The sequence below is a fragment of the uncultured Thermanaerothrix sp. genome, assembly GCF_938028735.1.
Lineage (GTDB): Bacteria > Chloroflexota > Anaerolineae > Anaerolineales > Anaerolineaceae > Thermanaerothrix.
Genome location: NZ_CALIMF010000014.1, coordinates 228,861 through 247,192 on the forward strand (window position 1 = coordinate 228,861; position 18,332 = coordinate 247,192).

At 52.7% G+C, this 18,332-nt stretch carries 18 protein-coding genes and 1 tRNA gene; 9 read left to right on the forward strand and 10 right to left on the reverse strand.

Annotation, left to right across the window (positions count from 1 at the left end):
• Positions 1-18: 18 nt before the first annotated feature.
• Positions 19-723, reverse strand: coding sequence for a uracil-DNA glycosylase (locus Q0721_RS08800; RefSeq protein WP_299028441.1), 705 nt, complete (start codon positions 721-723; stop codon positions 19-21).
• Between the two features lie 106 nt (positions 724-829).
• On the opposite strand from Q0721_RS08800, the gene Q0721_RS08805 reads away from it, so the two are divergent.
• Positions 830-2,032 carry a hypothetical protein gene (locus Q0721_RS08805; protein WP_299028444.1) on the forward strand — a complete coding sequence of 401 codons (1,203 nt, stop codon included), beginning with the start codon at positions 830-832 and terminating at the stop codon, positions 2,030-2,032.
• A 64-nt stretch (positions 2,033-2,096) separates the two neighbouring features.
• On the opposite strand, the gene Q0721_RS08810 is transcribed toward Q0721_RS08805, so the two are convergent.
• A complete protein-coding gene (locus tag Q0721_RS08810) occupies positions 2,097-2,666 on the reverse strand; it encodes a phosphatase PAP2 family protein (RefSeq protein WP_299028447.1) in 570 nt (189 codons plus the stop codon).
• Between the two features lie 137 nt (positions 2,667-2,803).
• On the opposite strand from Q0721_RS08810, the gene Q0721_RS08815 reads away from it, so the two are divergent.
• Entirely contained in the window at positions 2,804-4,489 is a 1,686-nt protein-coding gene (locus tag Q0721_RS08815; RefSeq protein ID WP_299028449.1) for an ABC transporter substrate-binding protein, read from the forward strand.
• Between the two features lie 15 nt (positions 4,490-4,504).
• Here the strand turns inward: Q0721_RS08815 and Q0721_RS08820 are convergent, their stop codons facing one another.
• Together Q0721_RS08820 and Q0721_RS08825 are read right to left on the reverse strand one after the other, a co-directional pair.
• Positions 4,505-5,050, reverse strand: coding sequence for a polyhydroxyalkanoate synthesis regulator DNA-binding domain-containing protein (locus Q0721_RS08820; protein ID WP_299028452.1), 546 nt, complete (start codon positions 5,048-5,050; stop codon positions 4,505-4,507).
• Between the two features lie 10 nt (positions 5,051-5,060).
• On the reverse strand, positions 5,061-5,423 hold the full coding sequence (locus Q0721_RS08825; RefSeq protein WP_299028455.1) for a hypothetical protein: 363 nt from the start codon (positions 5,421-5,423) through the stop codon (positions 5,061-5,063).
• A 193-nt stretch (positions 5,424-5,616) separates the two neighbouring features.
• Between Q0721_RS08825 and rplI the strand changes: the two genes are divergently transcribed.
• From rplI to Q0721_RS08845, 4 genes are all read left to right on the forward strand, one after another.
• Complete coding sequence (gene rplI / locus Q0721_RS08830) at positions 5,617-6,138, forward strand: 50S ribosomal protein L9 (RefSeq protein WP_299028458.1); 522 nt, start codon at positions 5,617-5,619, stop codon at positions 6,136-6,138.
• 87 nt (positions 6,139-6,225) lie between these two features.
• Positions 6,226-7,587, forward strand: coding sequence for a RodZ domain-containing protein (locus Q0721_RS08835; protein ID WP_299028461.1), 1,362 nt, complete (start codon positions 6,226-6,228; stop codon positions 7,585-7,587).
• Entirely contained in the window at positions 7,584-8,912 is a 1,329-nt protein-coding gene (rimO, locus tag Q0721_RS08840) for a 30S ribosomal protein S12 methylthiotransferase RimO (RefSeq protein WP_299028464.1), read from the forward strand. The genes Q0721_RS08835 and rimO overlap by 4 nt, the downstream gene beginning before the upstream one ends.
• Before the next feature lie 13 nt (positions 8,913-8,925).
• Complete coding sequence (locus tag Q0721_RS08845; RefSeq protein WP_299028467.1) at positions 8,926-10,461, forward strand: hypothetical protein; 1,536 nt, start codon at positions 8,926-8,928, stop codon at positions 10,459-10,461.
• A 9-nt stretch (positions 10,462-10,470) separates the two neighbouring features.
• Here Q0721_RS08845 and Q0721_RS08850 read toward each other — a convergent pair whose 3' ends face one another.
• Genes Q0721_RS08850 through Q0721_RS08865 form a run of 4 tightly spaced genes read right to left on the reverse strand, consistent with a single transcriptional unit; the run spans position 10,471 to position 14,452 of the window.
• Positions 10,471-10,989 (reverse strand): CopD family protein, encoded by a 519-nt coding sequence (locus tag Q0721_RS08850; RefSeq protein WP_299028470.1) that lies wholly within the window; start codon positions 10,987-10,989, stop codon positions 10,471-10,473.
• Positions 10,986-12,059: a hypothetical protein gene (locus Q0721_RS08855; RefSeq protein WP_299028473.1), complete on the reverse strand. Its 1,074-nt coding sequence runs from the start codon at positions 12,057-12,059 to the stop codon at positions 10,986-10,988. The genes Q0721_RS08850 and Q0721_RS08855 overlap by 4 nt, the downstream gene beginning before the upstream one ends.
• Before the next feature lie 31 nt (positions 12,060-12,090).
• Complete coding sequence (gene murJ / locus Q0721_RS08860; RefSeq protein WP_299028476.1) at positions 12,091-13,653, reverse strand: murein biosynthesis integral membrane protein MurJ; 1,563 nt, start codon at positions 13,651-13,653, stop codon at positions 12,091-12,093.
• Positions 13,637-14,452, reverse strand: a complete 816-nt coding sequence (locus Q0721_RS08865) for a ZIP family metal transporter (RefSeq protein WP_299028478.1) — start codon at positions 14,450-14,452, stop codon at positions 13,637-13,639. The genes murJ and Q0721_RS08865 overlap by 17 nt, the downstream gene beginning before the upstream one ends.
• A gap of 102 nt (positions 14,453-14,554) precedes the next feature.
• Between Q0721_RS08865 and rsmI the strand changes: the two genes are divergently transcribed.
• Positions 14,555-15,241 (forward strand): 16S rRNA (cytidine(1402)-2'-O)-methyltransferase, encoded by a 687-nt coding sequence (rsmI, locus tag Q0721_RS08870; RefSeq protein ID WP_299028479.1) that lies wholly within the window; start codon positions 14,555-14,557, stop codon positions 15,239-15,241.
• Positions 15,242-15,263: 22 nt separating this feature from the next.
• Here rsmI and Q0721_RS08875 read toward each other — a convergent pair.
• Positions 15,264-15,339: transfer RNA gene (locus Q0721_RS08875), tRNA-Glu, on the reverse strand.
• Between the two features lie 63 nt (positions 15,340-15,402).
• A complete protein-coding gene (locus Q0721_RS08880) occupies positions 15,403-16,068 on the reverse strand; it encodes an SOS response-associated peptidase (protein ID WP_299028481.1) in 666 nt (221 codons plus the stop codon).
• A gap of 77 nt (positions 16,069-16,145) precedes the next feature.
• Here Q0721_RS08880 and ftcD point away from each other — a divergent pair, with 77 nt between their 5' ends.
• Positions 16,146-17,690, forward strand: a complete 1,545-nt coding sequence (ftcD, locus tag Q0721_RS08885; RefSeq protein ID WP_299028484.1) for a glutamate formimidoyltransferase — start codon at positions 16,146-16,148, stop codon at positions 17,688-17,690.
• Between the two features lie 72 nt (positions 17,691-17,762).
• Positions 17,763-18,317, forward strand: coding sequence for a dCTP deaminase (gene dcd / locus Q0721_RS08890; RefSeq protein WP_299028487.1), 555 nt, complete (start codon positions 17,763-17,765; stop codon positions 18,315-18,317).
• The last annotated feature ends 15 nt before the right edge of the window (positions 18,318-18,332 follow it).

Below are 18,332 nucleotides of genomic sequence, written 5' to 3' on the forward strand. Positions count from 1 at the left end.
GGTGTACATATAGAGTGGCTATTTCAGCAATAAACGCACACACTGCCAGATGGCGTCAAACATCTGTTGTGTCAAACGCCCTGTCTGCGTGTTCTGACGGCTTGGATGATAAGAAGCCAACACCCAAGGACGGTCTGCGTCGGCAGGCATAAATGCGCCATGGCTAAAGGGCAACTCGACTTCCGGGTAACCCGAGGCACGAAGCACGCGTAATACCCCGTTGAGTGCAATCTGCCCCAGAGCCACAATGCCTTCCAGATTATCTAAATGGTGATATTCCCACATAAGGAAAGGTAGGCAGTTCTGGATTTCCTCCCGCGTAGGACGATTTTGAGGCGGGGCACAGCGACAGACAGCAGAAATGTAAATATCGCTAAGCGCTAACCCATCATTGCGTCGTACAGACCTAGGCTGATTGGCAAACCCGGCCCGATAGAGAGCCGCGTACAAAAAATCCCCCGAACTGTCACCGGAAAACATGCGTCCGGTCCGATTGGCGCCATGGGCGCCAGGAGCCAGCCCAACCACCCAAACCCTTGCGCGGCGGTCTCCAAAACCAGGAACTGGACGTCCCCAATACTCCCAATCTCGATAGGCCTTGCGTTTTTCCATGGCTACCCGCTCCCGCCAGGCCACCAGGCGTTCACAGCGCCGACATTGGGTCAGGATTGCCTCGAAGGTATCCCAATCTTGAGTCTGGCTAATATCGAAGGTACTATTCATCAACCATGACGCTCCTTTGAACTTCAAAAAATAACCCTTGTGTTTTTGGATAAGTGCGATATACTCCGCACGCGTAACAATTTTATTTTTTGAGAGAGGGAAGATCATGACAACCATCAAGCATTATAACCAGGAAAGTGTGGAAGACGATAAACCTCCTGATATTCGTCCGCGCCCAGCACGCCCGTGGCGCGTAGCGGTGATCGCCAATATCAAGGGGGAAACGCCGATACCCGAGGATGCGCCACCCGATGCCGGCGCGGAGTTTGACAGCCCAAGAACGATCCAGGCCATTCGAGAGGCCATTGAATCTGACGGACATACCACCATATTTTTGCAAGCCGATAGCAACTTACCTCAAGCCCTTCGTGATTACTGTCCCGATATTTGCTTTAATATCGCCGAAGGGCTCGGTGGGGATGGGCGTGAAGCCCAAGTGCCAGCCCTCCTTGAGATGCTCAAAATCCCCTACACAGCCTCACGCGTGGTAGCCAGCGCTATTTCGCTCGAAAAAACACTGACAAAACGGATCTGGCGCGATCACCATCTACCTACCGCAGCGTTTCAGGAATTCGAGACCCCCGAGGATCCAATCTCGCCCGACTTGCACTACCCCCTCTTTGTCAAGCCAGTTCGTGAAGGCACGGGGATGGGTACAGACGAGAACTCTGTGGTCTTTGATGAGATCCAACTCCGTCAGCGCGTCAAATGGATTATCGAAACCTATCATCAGCCCGCTTTGGTAGAGACCTACCTCTCAGGGCGCGAATTTACTGTAGCCGTAATGGGTGATCCTCAGGCTCGCCAGTACAGTCGCCATCCGGAATGGTATGCAGAAGACGGTTTTCACCGCTTCCCAATCATGGAGATTTACCACAACACATCGGTTACGCCGGGTATTTACAGTCATGAAGCCAAGCAACGCTATCCGGGTGAGAAAGGCGCTCCCCTCTACCTTTGCCCCGCTACAGTTGATGAGACTTTAGCTACTCAGCTAAATAACCTGGCTATCCGCGCTCATCAAACCCTTGGAGCGTTGGACATCTCGCGGGTGGATATCCGCTTGGGTGCCGATGGTAAGCCTTACCTGATGGAAATCAACACCCTCCCGGGCCTTTCGCCTGGCTATAGCGATCTATGCATGATCGCCGAAGCCGATGGGATCACTTACCGCGACTTAATCCTAGAAATTCTTTATTTGGGAGCCGCGCGGTTCGGATTGCTAAGCACCCAGCCTTCGCGCCAGATCCGCATCCGACAGCGGGCTTCTATCCACCTCACAGGCACTACAACTAGCCTGATCAAATAAAGTTGCTACTCTCTAATCCACCAACAACCAAGGTGCGATGAGTGAATCGCACCTTGGTTCATTGCTAAAAACCCCAAGCGCTACAAACAGATTGTACACCTGGCCAGAAAGCCAGCACCATCCCTCCCCACCCACCGCCCAGAATCATGCCAGCGAATACATCGGAGATATAGTGAACTCCTAGGGTTAACCGCGAAAAACTCACTAGAATAGCCCAGAGAGCCACTCCCAGACTTATTATGGGTTGCCCAATTGGCAATGTCAGCATCACCAACAGTACAACCCGTGCTGCATGTCCAGAAGGGAAAGAATGATCATCGGTCATTGCGTAAATCCAACCGCTCTCCGGACGAGGGCGTTGGCGACGAATCAGGGCCTTGAGCATGTAAATAAAGGCCGCTAACGAAAAAATGCCCCCACCCCCCGCCCACGCCAGGCAACGCCAAGAGGGGATCAGAAGCCCCACCAAGAAGGAACCCCCGAGCCACACCCAGGAATCCGCTGAGTGGGAAAGCAAACGGGCCATTTTCCTTATGCGTTGATGTCTGGCCCATTGGCCTATAGCCTCGGTCAATTGGAAGTCAATTGCCAAGATGTGCTTGAAAAAGTTTACTAAAATCTTGGGATCACGCATAACGGCTGTGATTATTCCATACTCTCCTCGCAAAAACAAGGCCACCTTACCAATCTGTCAAGTGCAAATAGAGCTCAATCCCTTATAATCAAAAAGACGTTTCTCCTCTACTCTTTTGCGCAGCAGGATGTACCTTTATGAAACGCATCTTTTCATTCCCCACCCCTTTTCTATCCACTGCCTCAACGCTGGCCCGGCTGGCTTTCCTCCTGCTTCTCCTTCCGCTGACAGCCTGCCAAGGGCAAGGTTTTCAGATCGTCCAAGGTGCAGCCCCGCCTCAACTTCTCCGAGCCTATACCAACGATTGCTCTTATGGGGGTCTCATCAAGGCCATTGAGGCAGTTGACCTGACCACTGTGCGCCTTACCCTTTGCCGTCCCGATGCTACCTTACCGGCCAAACTGGCCTACCCAGTCTTTGCTATTCAGGATAGCGATTTTCTGAACCATCACGGAGGAAACTCCACTGAAATGAGTCGGGTTCCCAACGCCAGTGGACCCTACCGCTTGCTGCGTTATGACCCTGGTCAGCAAATTGTGCTGGAGCGCAATCCTGATTACTGGGGGGTTCCTCCAAAAAGCCAAAAGATTATCATCAATTGGCAAGGATCAACAATTTCTCGAATCGTGCTCTTACGCAACGGACAAACCGACGCAATTGATGGCCTAAGCGCTAACTTTTTACCAACACTCGAGACCTTTGTGGGGGTCGCTCCTGTTTATCAAACCTCCCTGAACGTCACTTATCTAGGTTTCAACAATCAGATTAAGCCCTTTGATGATGTACGCGTGCGCACTGCCATCGCCATGAGCCTAAATCGCCCCCGTCTGCTCACCTATGGACTGGCCTCCGATTCGGTGCTGGCCAATCAATTTCTCCCACCGGCTATGAATTTAGGCTATACGCCAGGATTGAACTGGCTAGACTACAATCCCAAAGAAGCCCAGGATTTATTGAAGCAAAGCGGGTTTAATTGGAATCAAGAACTGGTTGTCGTTTATCCCTCTAACCCGCCTCTGGATGCCCCATACCTTGAAATGCTTGCCCAACAAATCAAATTGCAACTCAGCTCACTGGGTCTGAAAGTCACACTTCAATCCTTGGATTCGGCGGCTTATAACCAGGTCCTCCGCAGCGGTAGTGCCCCTCTCTTCCTGGCTACTTGGAGCGCTACCTACGCCGATCCAGACGATTTCTTCTCCCGTGTTTTCATCAACGAGGCAAAGCCGCTAGGCACCCCATATCCTGAACTGGTCAACCTTATTCAACGCGCCGCCCAGACTCCCGACCCCCAGGAACGACAGAAACTCTACGACCGGATCAACGAGACCGTCCTTAAGCTAGTCCCGGCCATCCCCATTGCCCACACGAATGGGATTTATGCCTTTCGAACTACAATCCAGGGACAACGCATTGGACCAGTTAACGAAAATTTTGAAGAGATGCGCTCGACAAATGGCCAGATCCGCATCACCCAGACTCGTGAACCCGAATCACTCTGGCCCGCCGACGAGAGCGACCCCAATACCTTGCGAGTCACACGATTGCTCTACAGTACATTGGTGGAATATGAACCCGGCGGCACCACAATCCGCCCCGGCTTGGCTGAGGCTTGGGAGGCCAACGCCGAAGCCACACAATGGACTTTCTACTTGCGCTCCCCTGTCCGCTTCGTGGATGGCTCAACCCTGGACGCCAATGACGTTGTAGCTACCTTGAGCGCTCTTTGGGAGGAAAATCATCCCAATCACGTTGGGCGCACCGGCCGGTTCGAGATCTTTCAGCGCTTCTTTGGGGCTTTTATCCCCCAAGCCATCCACTAGTAAGAGCGTTATCACCTAAGGCTTGGGAGGGCGGGCGAGAGCATTCACCGCCCTCTCCAAAGCCTCAAGATCCCGCCAAAGGCGCTCAAGTTCGATGTCAGCACTCGAGGGTTCGTTCTCGGGCACTCGATCGGTTGTTACCGCTTCATTTTCGATTTCAGGGTCGAGCAGCCTCATCATCAAGCGCTCAAACTCACTCTCATCCAGATCTCCTCGCGTCCTGAGGCGCTCAAGGCGTAAACGGATATGACGATTGACAAATTCCTGAGGGGCTAGAAACGCTTGGAGGCTCTCACTCAATTCGCTCAAACGAGATTCACCAATGCGAATCAACCGTGAAAGCAATGAGCGAGGCAACAGCCCGCCTAATCGTCGTTCCTGATCCGCAATCACCTGGGCAAGGACCATAGTGGTAAGATCTTGACCACTTTCATGATCCACCACTTTTATGCTGTTCCCCTGGGCTATGTAATTTGCAATGGTCTCAAGCGTTACATAGCACCGATGGACGGTATCGTACAACTTCCGATTGTTGTACCGTTTGACCAGGATATCCGCCATTCAGATGAAATTACCCCTGTTGCTGTTGTTTACGAAGTTCTTCAATCCGTTTCTGCAACTCCGCTATGCGGGCGCTCAAAGCCTCAATGTCGGCCTTGGTAGCTGGGGAAGTGGTACTCGCTTGGGCTTGCTGGGCTTTACGCTCCTGTTCCAAGCGTTCGCGCTCCTCGAGTACCTCCTGAATCAGGCGGCGGGCGTCACGTTCAACAATTTCCCCTTTTTCAACCAACCGGTCGATGAACTGCACAATTTCATCCTTTGCCAAGGCAGCCGCGCCAATACTTGCCAGAAGGATTTTGCGTGAAAGTTCATACCAAGAGGGTGGGGTTTCTCGCTCGGTTTCGGATTGGGTCTCAGGTTTGGTTCGTGCCATTTCACACCTCCATCTCTATAACGCAGTGCGTTGCTACTACAATATAACGCATTGCGTTATAAGAGTCAAGGCCAAAAATTTGACGAATCCTCAACCTTTTGGTACAATCCGCCTGCGCCCGATGTTGTACCCTTCATCGTGGTGCTGCCGGTCTGGCAACTCAACTCTAATCAAAGAAAGGGCTTGAAAAACTATGAAAGTGCTACTGATCAAGGATGTTTACAAATTGGGGCGTGCTGGCGACGTAAAGAAAGTTGCTGACGGCTACGCGCGAAATTACCTCATTCCCCAAGGGCTGGCGATTCTGGCAACCCCGGGTGCGCTTAAGCGCGCTGAGGCCATTCGTGCCCAGGCCGCTGCCCGCCGAGCAGCGCTGAACAATGAACTGGCTGGTGTGGCTCAGCGTATCAATGGACTGGTGCTCACCTTCCCAGCCCGCGCCAGTGAAACAGGGAAACTCTACGGTTCGGTTACGCCTCAAATGATTGCTGAGGCCATCAACCAAAAATTGGGTACACAAATTAATCGTCATCAGGTTGAAACCGAACCCATTCGTACCTTGGGCGAGCATCGCGCCCGTGTGCGCTTAACTGTAGACCTCCTGCCCGAAGTGCGTATTATCGTGCATCGCGAAGGAGAAGTTGTGACCTTAGAGGAAGAAACACCCACTACAGAGGAAATTGCTTCTCAGCCGGCTGAAGAAGCGAGTTATTGAGGTCTGTAACTTTGTTAGTTATCGTAACCGGCCAAACCCAGCCACGTGCTGATAGGCCGGTCTTTTTTTGAACCTGAGGTCAGGGACATGACCGAATCGGTTGGATCTCTTCTCAAAAAAGCCCGTCTTGAACGCAACATTTCGTTAGAGCAAGTTGCGCAAGCCACTCACATCCGATTGGCTTACCTGGAGGCGTTGGAAAACGATCGTCTTGACCTTCTCCCTTCGAGGGTACAGGCACGGGGCTTTTTACGGCTCTATGCAGGTTTCTTGAAAATTCCGATCCAACCCTTACTTGATGTCTGGGAAGGTAAGAAAGAGAGCATAGTAAATGCCAGCGTAACTCCCCTGGAGGAGAACTCTGCAGGTACTGCTTTGTTGCATTCAACCGAAGAGTCTTCAATTCTGAAATCGGATAATCAGGTAGCGGGTCTGACCTTGCCCCAACCAGACAACCTTCCTGCTATTCCGAATTCTGAGCAACTATTCCGAGAAGTTGGCCTTACCCTAAGACAACAGCGTGAGCGTCTAGGTCTTACCTTAGAAGAGGCCAGCTCGGCCACGCATATTCGATCCCGCTACCTTGCGGCTCTTGAAACCGCCCAGATGGATCAATTGCCTTCCCTGGTCCATGCGCGCGGTATGTTACAGAATTACGCCGCTTTCCTTGGCCTGGATGAGGACCAAGTCCTGCTGCGCTTTGCCGAGGCGTTACAACAACGTCGTCTAGAACGCACCAGCAAGGCCCAAGGGCTCCAACAGTCTTCAGCACAACCGATCCCTCCAGTTTCGTCCCCCACGCTCTCCTGGCAACGTATTCTCTCGCCTGATTTGATTATCGCAATTGGATTCATTGTTGCGCTTCTGGGGTTCACCGTGTGGGGAGCCCTACGCATTTCTGCTGCCCAGAGTGCTAAGAACCAGGCTACGCCCCCGTCCATTGCTGAAGTATTGGCTCAGGCACCCACTTCTCCCACTCAGTTATCCTCCCCCACAGCAGAGACGAATCCCGAATCGCCTGTTGGCATCCTTGAGGCACCCGGAACACTTGAGGCAACCTCAACTGAAACCCCTAGCATAGCGCCGATCAATGCCCCCTTGCAGCTCAACGTGGTAGCCCAATTACGCGTCTGGATGCGAGTCGTTGCAGATGATAAAGTAGTATTTGAAGGTCGTACAACCCCGGGTCAAGTTTATGCCTTTGGAGCCAGACAGCGAATTGAATTTAGCACTGGCAACGGTGCTGGCGTGCGGCTGATCTTCAACCAATCCGACTTAGACACCCCAGGGGCTATGGGGGAAGCTGTATATCGGATATTTACTGCAGAAGGTTTTCTGACCCCCACACCCCAGATCACAGTCACACCAACAATGACTCCACCTCCTCCATCAACCCCTACTCCCACTCCAACCCGACCAACCCCCACCATTACCCCACTGATTCCATGAGCGAGAAAACGTTTTATCTGGTATCGTTAGGTTGCGCTAAGAATACTGTGGACTCCCACTCGATGGCTACTCTGCTGCAGCGCGCAGGTTATGTGGCCGTCGATAACCCACGTCAGGCTCAATTCCTTATCGTTAACACCTGTGGTTTTATACAGCCTGCACGCGAAGAATCCCTAAGAACGCTGGCCAAGTTAGCTCACAACAAGCGTAAAGGGCAAATGCTTATTGCCACGGGTTGCTTGACACAGCGTTATCGCGAACAAGTGGCTCAAGAAGTTCCGGGCATTGACGGAATGCTCGGCACCCGCCGCTGGATGGATATTCTTGATCTGGTCGAACGCTTAAACGCACGCCCTCCGCAACCGCTTTACCACCTCCCCGATGATGCAACTGTAGGGCGCGATGAACGAGGGGTGCTGCGGGCTGCTGTACAGGGAGTAAGCGCCTACCTCAAAATTGCAGATGGCTGCCGGCGTCCTTGCGCTTTCTGCGCAATCCCCTTGATCAAAGGCACTCTGGTCAGCCGCCCAATGGAGGTGATTCTCGAAGAAGCCCGTCAGCTTCAGGCTACAGGGGTTAAGGAATTGATCCTGATCGCCCAGGACACGACCGACTATGGTCATGATCTAGGGATGCAAGACGGGTTAGCAACCTTGCTGGAAAACTTGATCAAAGTTGTCCCCGAGATTCCATGGATCCGCCTCCTTTACACCTATCCCGGTGCAATCTCCGACCGGTTGATTGACCTAATGGCTTCCCAGCCTCAAATTCTGCATTATCTGGATATTCCCCTTCAACACGCGCATCCAAAAATCCTGCGCAGGATGCGCCGCCCAGCCAACATGGAGTGGGTCTATCGAACCATTGAGAAAATGCGCCGTGCCATGCCCGACCTAACCATTCGGAGCACTTTCATCGTTGGTTATCCAGGCGAAACGGAGGCTGAATTCCAAACCCTGCTCGACTTCCTGGCTGAAATGCGGCTGGACCGAGTAGGTGCCTTTACCTTTTCATTTGAAACCGGGACGGCTAGCGAGCCCCTAGGTGACCCCGTACCTCTCGAGGTCAAGCAGGATCGCTACAATCGCTTAATGGAACTCCAATCCAAAATCTCGCTTCAGATCCACCAGTCTCTGATCGGTAAAAACCTGACGGTTCTAATTGAGGGATCAAATCGCGAACTATCGGTAGGCCGCTCGTACCGCGATGCCCCCGAAGTGGACGGTCTGGTGTTAATCCCCGGGCAATTTGACCCAGGCGAAATGCTCACTGTGACAGTGGACAGCGCTCTACCGAACGACCTTATCGCACACCCTACCTTGTGACTTGCAACAAAGAATGAAAGCAACATCACGGTTAGCTTTCATCTTAGCGCTTGGGATTTCCCTGCTCGCCGGTGGATTGACTCTGGCGATAACCCTTAATGTTTTTGAGGGCATTCCCCATTTAGAAGATGAGTATGCCTACCTCTGGCAAGCCCGTGTCATGGCGCGGGGAGAGATTAAAATACCCTCTCCCTCCTGCCCCCGGTGCTTTCTGGTACCCTTCGTGGTGGATTACGAGGGCTTTCGCTTTGGCAAATACCCCCCAGGGTGGCCGGCTGCGCTTTCGCTGGCCGTGCGCTTAGGTATCCCCAGCGGGTTGAATGTCCTGCTAGCAACCTGGTGCACCTGGCTTACCTTCCGCTTGGTCAGCAAGCTAACAACGCCAGTCCAGGGAGTAATGGCAGCCCTTCTAACTGCCTCGTCCCCTTTCTTTTTGATGAACGCTGGCTCACTACTCTCCCACACTTTTTCCTTCTTCCTTACCTTGGCCTTCGCACTGGCTTGGTTGGATACAACGACCAAACCCTCACCCCGCTATTCGGCTTTGACTGTTCCTGTGGCCGGGCTTAGCCTGGGCCTTCTGGCCCTCACCCGACCTTTGACTGCGCTGGGTATTGCCATCCCCTTCCTTGTGCACGGATTTCTGATCCTCCTGCGCGGTCCCTCCCTAGTGCGTCAGCGCATCCTTATGATCGGAGGCATAGCAGGAGGACTGGCTTCTCTCCTGTTTCTCTGGCAATATGCACTCACCGGGGATCCCTGGCTCAATCCTTATACACTATGGTGGCCTTACGATCGGGTGGGTTTCGGTCTGGGAATCGGGCTGCACTCTGATGGGCACCAACCCTACCATGCCTGGGTCAATACATTATTCAGTCTGAGAGCGGGCAGCAGTGATCTCTTCGGTTGGGGACGAATCTCCTGGCTCTTTATGCCCATGGGACTGGTGGCTTTACGTAAGAATCGTTCCGCTTGGCTGATCATCGCCCTTGGGGCAAGCCTGATCTTTGTTTATGGTTTTTACTGGATCGGCGCGTGGGTGCTTGGCCCCCGATATTATTACGAAGGTATCATCAGCGCAACACTACTGACCGCTGCTGGCATGACCCGTCTTGCCGGCAGGCTACCCAATCCCATCCATTCTCTCCGACAACGTCTAATGGGCTATCTGCGATTCGGACTCGTGGTTGGGGTAGCCATAGGGCTGTTTATGGCAAATGTGCAGTTTTACCTGCCTGCTCGCCTGGCCCAACTTTATGGGTTATATGGCGCTACACGGGCTCAACTCACTCCGTTTGAATCGCCCCAGGCCCAAACGCTCACCCCCGCTCTAGTGATCGTTCACATCCGCGAGTCCTGGCGCGAGTACGGCACACTCTCAACTCTCAGCAGTCCCTTTATGGACAGCCCGTTCCTGTTTACTATAAGCCGAGGGATCGAAACAGATAACGCCCTGTCTCAAGAGTTTTCGCAACGTAAAACCTGGCACTATTACCCTGATACTCCCTATACCTTCTACACTGCGCCACGGGCTCCAGAAACCCCATGAACAAAACGATCAAGATACCCGCGCCCAAGCCGTTAATAATAGCACTACCACCGAAAGCCCCAGATTCAAACGGACAAGCCAGGCGTGGCGGCGTTGAAGCCTGAGTCGAGAACTCTCATCCACTGCAACGCCAGCACTGAGCAAATAATTCATGCGCCGCAACTGTGGCATTAGGCCCCATGTTATCCAAAAACTCACCAGAACCACACCACCTATCACGCTGTGTTTAAGCAGGATGGCCATTGCCCACGCGTTATCAATTCTGAGAAACCCCTGATAAGCCGGATGGGCGCTCATCTGAAAAAGCCCGGTACCCACCAAAATTGCCAAAGCTATCCAGCCGATGCCCTGCAGACGCTTTAGTACACGCTCAGAGAAAACCAGATAAGTGCTTTCGGGCAGGGTTTCACGAGCCAGGGGCATGAGGATGAAGTTAGAAGCAGTCAATCCCCCAATCCAAACCACCGTGGCCAACATATGCAACCAGTAGATGAGAATAAGCACCCATGCAGGAGTGGAGGAACTCATGGTGTAGGGGTCTCTGAGGGCAAAGGAGTATCTGAAGGAGTGGGGGTCATTCCACTGCCAGGAGTAGGCGTTTCAGTCGGCGTAACTTGTGAACCCGGAGGATTGGCACACCATTCTCGCACAACCTCAAGGGTGGGCTGAACTTGCGGATCAGGGGCAATGGAAAGGGCATTCTCGTAATGAATTTGTGCTTCGCAGTACTGACCTTGAGCCGCCAGTTGATCCGCGTACTTGATCGAGGCAATCCGGAAGCGTTGTGTGGCTGTCATCCCAGATCCATCACGCAAATTGGGCAACGCCGGGTAGATTTGGGCAAAATAATTCACAACCCGCCGCCAATCCACTCCCCAAAAACTGGCGGCTGAAAGGTACTGACGGGCCCAAATACGATAATTTTGTGCATCTACATCTAGAGGAGCAAATCGTTCGGCCAGGGTTAGATTATAAATCCCCACTTCCAGCAAGCCCTGCTCCAAGATATTTTTCACTCCCAAATTACGCAAAGCCAAGTAGTACATACCATCCACATCCACGGCCCGATAAGTTAGATTCAACTTGCGCAACACCTCAATAGTATCAATAGCCAGTTGCCAATCCTGGTTCAAAAGCGCCTGTTGGATTTGCGCAAATAACTCCTCTTCTTTCCGCGTATCCGGCGTAGGTTGGGCGGTAGGTGAAGGGGTAACCGTTGGGGTCTGTTGGAGCGTTAGCCCCATCATTGCCTGGGCTAGGCTCTCCATAGCTCCTGGGAAATCTGGCTTAAGCGCCAGGACAAACTCAAAACGCTTGCGGGCCGTATCATAGCGCCCAGCGGCCAGGTCCGCTAAGCCCAATTGATACTGAGTCGCGGCTACAATGGCTTTCTGATTTTCCTCTTCTGCCAACCGATCGCGCAGGCTGGCCTGATATCCCAGCCAACCACCCAGTAAACCAGATACTAAGATGGTTCCCAAAGCCCCCAAGACTAGGAACCATAAGCGCATCTTACGTGGTTTTGATGTCGCTTCGGGAGTCTCTAATGTTCCATGTGAGGTTGAAATGATCGTATCTTCATTGTTCGCCGGCATCATGGCTTCAATTATACCCAAGGTTAGAAGGTGTTCACAGGCGGATCAACAATCGCATCTCTCGCCATATCCAGGGCAAGCTCAGCAAACCTCCCAGTCCCATTAATCCTCCTGCCATCAAGATCGAGTGTCCCCACTGGATTCCTGCTTGTCCGAGCCAGATCACCCCCCCACTAATCCCTGCCGCCAATCCCGCTCGCGCCAACACCGGTAACACTTGAAACCCCCGCTTCAAGCTCCGCACGAGTAAAAAGGTTAGCAGGATAGCCTCAGCAGAGAAAGATAGAGCATCTGCAAGGCTAATCCCCGGCGCACCCAACCAGCGATAAAATTGGGTACCCGCCAGGACGTAGATCCCCAGAGTCATGCCCGCCCCCAGGAGTGGAATCCAGGCATTTTGTCGGGCATAAAAGGCCCGGACCATTACTTCCACTAAACATTGTCCCAGCAATCCTAAAAGATATCCCTGGGAAACCCGCCAAAGCAAATCAGTTCCTTCCACGCCGAAACCGAACACCACATCCAGAAGTGGACGCATTCCTAACCCCAAGATAATGGTCAGGGGGATAGTCAGGGCGATCAGCACCTGCACGGCGCGCTGAATGCTTTGGTGAAAGGACTCCCGTTGGTTTCGCGCTATTTGCTCTGAAAGGGCTGGCAGAAGCGCAGTGCCAAGCGCAGTTCCAATTAACGTCTCTGGAACCTGAAAGATCATCCAACCGTACGTCAATGCTGTTACAGCCCCTGTGGCTAATCGAGAAGCCAAATTGTCACGCACAATGAAAATCAGCTGAATACACAATACGGTTAACAGACGCGGCCCCATCAGTCGTAGCACTCTATGCACATCGGGCTGATGCAATCCAAGCCCAGCCTGCCATTGAAATCCATAACGGATCAGCCCAGGGATTTGAATGCCCAAATGCAGGATGGCGCCAAGGATAACCCCGTACACCAGCCCGTACACTCCCAAACCCAAGGCGGGCAAGGTTATATTGCCAAGGTGTACCCCTTGCTCAGGCGCCAACACCACGGCCCCAAATATCTGTCCCAAGTTATAAAAAAGGGGAGCCATCGCTGGTAAAAGGAAATGCTGGTGGGCTTGTAGGGCCGCCATCACCAGACCGCTGAGCGAGAAAATCACTGTTGCTATTAGGTTTAAGCGCATAAGATTAACAACTAGCTGCTGCTGCTCAGGCCCAAATCCCGGCGCAACCCCTAGTTCCCAAGTGACCAGGGGTTTGGTGAAAATCCCAACTAAGACCCCAAGCACACCCGTGACAAGGAAGGCCAGATTGGCCACGTAGCTAAAGAGTTGCCAGGTAGCCCGCTCTCCGCGTTGGGTCAGACTCTCGGTCAAGACCGGTATAAAGGCCATGGCTAGCGCTCCCCCAGAGATAAGAGCGAAGAGCAAATCGGGTACATTATTCGCTACATTGAAAGCATCCAGAGCCTCCGAAAGGCCAAACTGGCGTGCAATGATCACTTGACGAACAAATCCTACCCCCTTATCCAACGCAAAGAAAACCCCGACCAAAAGCGCATTTCGGGTCACCCGAGTCAAACGCATGAAAATCCCTTTACCCCAACGCCACATCCAGTAACATCATCAGAGCAAACCCAAGCATAACCCCAATGGTTGCCACATCCGAGTGATTCCCAGAGTGCACTTCTGGGATCAACTCTTCCACACACACGTAAATCATTGCTCCCGCAGCAAAAGCCAGGGCATAGGGCAACAACGGGCGCACCAGAAACACGGCCAGTGCTCCCGAAACCCCTGCCAGAGGTTCCACAACTCCAGAAAGTTGACCCAGGAAGAAACTCTTCCAGCGGGAGATTCCTTCCCGACGCAGAGGAGCCGAGACAGCCAATCCTTCTGGAAAGTTTTGCAGTCCAATTCCAATAGCCAGTGCCACTGCCCCTGCCAGGGTGGCTTCCTGAATCCCCGCTGCAGCCGCTCCAAACGCCACACCAACCGCTAACCCTTCAGGAAAATTATGCAGGGTGATAGCCAAGACTAGAAGTACGCTACGCTGCCAGGAGGTTTTCAGACCCTCAGCCGATTCGGGAGCCATTCCCACGTGCAAATGAGGAAGAAGCCGATCCACCAAGAAGAGAAAGACCCCACCCAGCAGGAAACCGGAGACCGCTGGTAGCCAACCCGGAACCCCCAAGTCATGAGACATCTCAATAGCCGGCCCCAGCAAAGAAAAGAAACTGGCCGCAATCATGACCCCCGAGGCAAACCCCAACATGCCATCCAATAATCTGCGACTCAATTCACGCTTCAAGAACACACCGGCTGCGCCCAGCGCCGTTACCCCCCAGGTAAATAAAGTCGCCAGTAAGGCTTGCAAAACCGGATTCATACCTTCTAGAAGCGCTAGAGCCATGGTTCTGCCTCGCATTGGCAAGGAGTTAGTCACGCATAACGCCACCTAATATAACATGATTTTCTCGTCCTTTCCACCATAGGGATGTGTATAATCAAGAGCATGAAGCAACTGGGCACGCTTTATATCGTCGCCACCCCACTTGGTCATCCCAAGGACATCACCCTGCGCGCTGTTGAGATACTCAACCAGGTGGATGGCATCATTTGTGAGGAAATTCGCCAGGCCAAGCGGCTGTTGCATCAACTAAATCTTCCAGACAAGCCCCTTTACCCCCTTAATGAGCATAACGAGGCCCAACAAGCACCAATGCTAGTTTCCTTGCTGCAAGAGGGTCAACAACTGGCGCTGATTTCAGATTGTGGGACTCCGGTCTTCTCAGATCCGGGTGCGTTATTGATCCACCAGGCTGTGGTCATGGGAGTCACGGTCAAACCCATCCCAGGGCCTTCGTCTCTCATGGCCGCGCTCTCGGTGGTTGATATGCCCATCGAGCAGTTCGTATTCGGGGGGTTTTTACCTCGTAAACCAGAAAAACGTCGCCAGGCGCTCCAAAAACTCAAAGCGATTGGCTTGCCAATCGTCTTAATGGATGCTCCTTACCGCTTGATAACCCTGCTACAGGAGGTTGAGCGTCTGTTTGGAAGTGAAATTCCCATCACCCTCGCACTTGACCTCACCCTGCCCCAAGAGAATATCCTGCGCGGTTCCCTGCATAGTGTATTGAAGACACTGAAAACGAGAAAAGCGGAGTTTGTGCTAATCATCCATCTCCTTAAGTCAAAATAACCGCATGGCTAGCGGTTATTTCTGGTGCCCCCAGGGGGATTCGAACCCCCGTTTTAGCCTTGAAAGGGCTGCGTCCTAGTCCCCTAGACGATGGGGGCAGTGCGCCAGAATTCTACCACAAAGGATGTCAGCGGGTCAAGCCAACAGGATGCCCTAAAATCCTATCTTGCGGGCTGAATACAAACCGGATCATCCGTAGCAGGGTTGTTGACAATCTGACCGACAGGGATCATCTCCATTTTTTCGGGCGGATAGGGACGCAGAAGATCCATCAGCCGAGAAAGAGGGTTTGCCCTCAACCAATCCCAGCATTGCTCGCGATCTAGAATAACAGGCATGCGTTTGTGAACTTCTCCCACCATCGCATTAGCAGAACAAGTAATAAGTGTGCATGAAAGTACAGGTTCACCTGCACCATTGCGCCAAGCATCCCACAATCCGGCAAATGCAAACGGGGTGCCGTTCTTCAGGCGAAAAAGAAAGGGTTGTGAAAGCGATTTCCCCCCGCTACGCCGCCACTCATAAAATCCATCAGCCAGAATCAGACAGCGCCGGGAGATAAGGGCAGAGCGAAAGGCTGGCTTTTCAGTCAAAGTCTCAGCCCGTGCATTGATGAGACGATTTCCGATGGTAGGATCCTTCGCCCACGAGGGAATGAGCCCCCACCGCATCCATTCCCCTTTAGGAGATTCGGCTTCCCGTACTCCCAGCACCAGTTGTGTCGGGGCAATATTATAGCGCGGTTGCCAGCCCGCCGGAATTTCGATCAAGCCAAATGCCAATGCCAGCTGCTTGGCATCTATCGTTAGGGTAAAACGACCACACATTTTCCACTGTCCTTTCGGTAAGCCACTCGTCTAACGATGATTATAATATACGCAATCCCTGATACCCGAGGCGCGCTATGTCCTATCCCCTGGTCGAGTGCATTCCAAACTTTTCTGAGGCCCGTCGTCCCGAAGTTGTTGAGGCTATTATTCAGACCATTCAATCCGTTGCACATGTTTATGTCCTCGATCGTCATTCGGATTACGATCATAATCGCACAGTTATTACTTTCGTAGGTCCTCCGCAAGCCGTGGAAGAAGCTGCTTTTCGCGCCATCGCCTGTGCCGCCGAATTGATTGATCTCAATCAGCACACCGGGGCACACCCCCGCATTGGCGCCACCGATGTCGTTCCCTTTGTCCCAATCCAAGACATTACCATGCAAGAATGTGTTGAAATGGCCCGTCGCCTGGGCAAACGAGTGGGAGAAGAACTGCAAATTCCAGTTTACCTCTACGAGGAAGCCGCTACACGCCCCGAACGAGTTAACTTGGAAAACATTCGCCGAGGCCAGTATGAGGCATTGAAAGTAGAAATTGAGACCAATCCTGAACGAGAACCCGACTTTGGCCCCCGCCGAGTTGGTCCTGCAGGGGCAACCGTCATTGGCGCACGCCAGCCCCTGATCGCCTTTAATGTTTACCTAAATACCACAGATACTTCCATCGCTCAAAAGATCGCCAAGGCTATCCGGTTTTCGAACGGCGGGCTGCGCTATGTTAAAGCCATGGGGGTACTGGTTGAGGGCAAGGCCCAAGTCTCGATGAACCTCACCAACTTTCGCCAAACCCCAATTTATCGAGTCATGGAAATGATCCGTCGCGAAAGTGAGCGATATGGGGTGGCCGTGCATCATAGTGAAGTGGTCGGGCTCATCCCACAGGAGGCCCTTAACGACTCTGCCATCTGGTATCTGCAACTGGATGGTTTTGAACCTGCTCAAATCCTGGAAAATCGCCTGAGCGAGGTCATGCGCGCTCAAGCCACTGAACCTGTCCCCTCTCGGGAAACTAGTTTTCTGGAGGCGCTGGCCGCTCCCACCCCAACCCCCGGTGGGGGCTCAGCGGCAGCATTCACCGGGGCGATGGCAGCGGCACTGGTAGCGATGGTCGCTCGCCTCACCCTAGGCAAGAAGAAATACGAATCCGTCAAACCCCAAATGTGGCAAATTCTGGAGGAAGTCGAAAACCTGCGTAGAATTTTATTGAGTGCTGTAGAGGAAGATGCCAAGGCCTTTGAAGCCGTCATGGCCGCCCTTAAGCTCCCAAAGGATACACCTGAGCAAGAGGTAGACCGACAAAAGGCTCTCCAAAATGCCTATCTCCACGCCGCAGAAGTCCCCCTAAAGGTGGCTCAAACGACCCTCACGGTGATGTCTCTGGCCCAGCAGGCGGTTGCCTCAGGCAACCTCAACGCTATCACCGATGCCGCATCCGCCGCCACGCTGGCTCACAGTGCCATTATTTGCGCAGGTTACAATGTACGTATCAACACAAGTGCTCTGGAGATCGCGACTGCTCAGCCATTGCTGGAGCAACTTAATCGTGTGGAAGAACAGGCTGAACACTTGCTCCAAGAGGTTCGCCGCCTGCTTCAAGAACGAGGAGGTCTCCAATTATAAACACCTGAATCTTTGAAAGTGAGTACGAAGCCAATTTGGCTAAAATTTTCCCGCGGAAAGGAGTTTCATCATATGGGGCTGAAACCGGATCATTGGATTCGCAAAATGGCACTTGAGTATGGCATGATTGAGCCCTTTGTGGATCATCAGGTGCGCTCGGGGGTCATCTCCTATGGCTTGTCGTCTTACGGATATGATATTCGTGTGGCCGATGAGTTTAAGATCTTTACCAATGTATTCAGCACCACGGTTGACCCCAAGGATTTCGATCCGAAATCTATGGTGGATTTTAAGGGAGAAGTGTGCGTGATTCCACCCAATTCTTTTGCCTTAGGACGCACAGTGGAATATTTTCGCATTCCTCGCAACGTCTTAACCGTATGCCTTGGCAAAAGTACTTATGCCCGATGTGGGATTATCGTTAACGTCACCCCTTTTGAACCCGAATGGGAAGGCTACGTTACACTGGAGATTTCCAACACAACCCCACTCCCAGCCAAAATCTACGCCAATGAGGGAATTGCCCAAGTGCTCTTTTTCGAGGCCGATGAAGTCTGTGACGTCTCTTACGCGGATAAAAAGGGAAAATACCAGAAGCAAGGTGGAATTTATCTGCCTCGCTTGTGATTTCAGTTAGGGAAA

Coding starts and splice junctions, on each gene's coding strand:
- Q0721_RS08820 (WP_299028452.1), bottom strand. CDS start 5,050: ATGGCGGATATCCTGGTCAAACGGTACAACAATCGGAAGTTGTACGAT.
- Q0721_RS08810 (WP_299028447.1), bottom strand. CDS start 2,666: ATGCGTGATCCCAAGATTTTAGTAAACTTTTTCAAGCACATCTTGGCA.
- Q0721_RS08835 (WP_299028461.1), top strand. CDS start 6,226: ATGACCGAATCGGTTGGATCTCTTCTCAAAAAAGCCCGTCTTGAACGC.
- Q0721_RS08815 (WP_299028449.1), top strand. CDS start 2,804: ATGAAACGCATCTTTTCATTCCCCACCCCTTTTCTATCCACTGCCTCA.
- rplI (WP_299028458.1), top strand. CDS start 5,617: ATGAAAGTGCTACTGATCAAGGATGTTTACAAATTGGGGCGTGCTGGC.
- Q0721_RS08805 (WP_299028444.1), top strand. CDS start 830: ATGACAACCATCAAGCATTATAACCAGGAAAGTGTGGAAGACGATAAA.
- Q0721_RS08825 (WP_299028455.1), bottom strand. CDS start 5,423: ATGGCACGAACCAAACCTGAGACCCAATCCGAAACCGAGCGAGAAACC.
- rsmI (WP_299028479.1), top strand. CDS start 14,555: ATGAAGCAACTGGGCACGCTTTATATCGTCGCCACCCCACTTGGTCAT.
- Q0721_RS08850 (WP_299028470.1), bottom strand. CDS start 10,989: ATGAGTTCCTCCACTCCTGCATGGGTGCTTATTCTCATCTACTGGTTG.
- murJ (WP_299028476.1), bottom strand. CDS start 13,653: ATGTGGCGTTGGGGTAAAGGGATTTTCATGCGTTTGACTCGGGTGACC.
- ftcD (WP_299028484.1), top strand. CDS start 16,146: ATGTCCTATCCCCTGGTCGAGTGCATTCCAAACTTTTCTGAGGCCCGT.
- Q0721_RS08880 (WP_299028481.1), bottom strand. CDS start 16,068: ATGTGTGGTCGTTTTACCCTAACGATAGATGCCAAGCAGCTGGCATTG.
- dcd (WP_299028487.1), top strand. CDS start 17,763: ATGGGGCTGAAACCGGATCATTGGATTCGCAAAATGGCACTTGAGTAT.
- Q0721_RS08865 (WP_299028478.1), bottom strand. CDS start 14,452: ATGGCTCTAGCGCTTCTAGAAGGTATGAATCCGGTTTTGCAAGCCTTA.
- rimO (WP_299028464.1), top strand. CDS start 7,584: ATGAGCGAGAAAACGTTTTATCTGGTATCGTTAGGTTGCGCTAAGAAT.
- Q0721_RS08800 (WP_299028441.1), bottom strand. CDS start 723: ATGAATAGTACCTTCGATATTAGCCAGACTCAAGATTGGGATACCTTC.
- Q0721_RS08855 (WP_299028473.1), bottom strand. CDS start 12,059: ATGATGCCGGCGAACAATGAAGATACGATCATTTCAACCTCACATGGA.
- Q0721_RS08845 (WP_299028467.1), top strand. CDS start 8,926: ATGAAAGCAACATCACGGTTAGCTTTCATCTTAGCGCTTGGGATTTCC.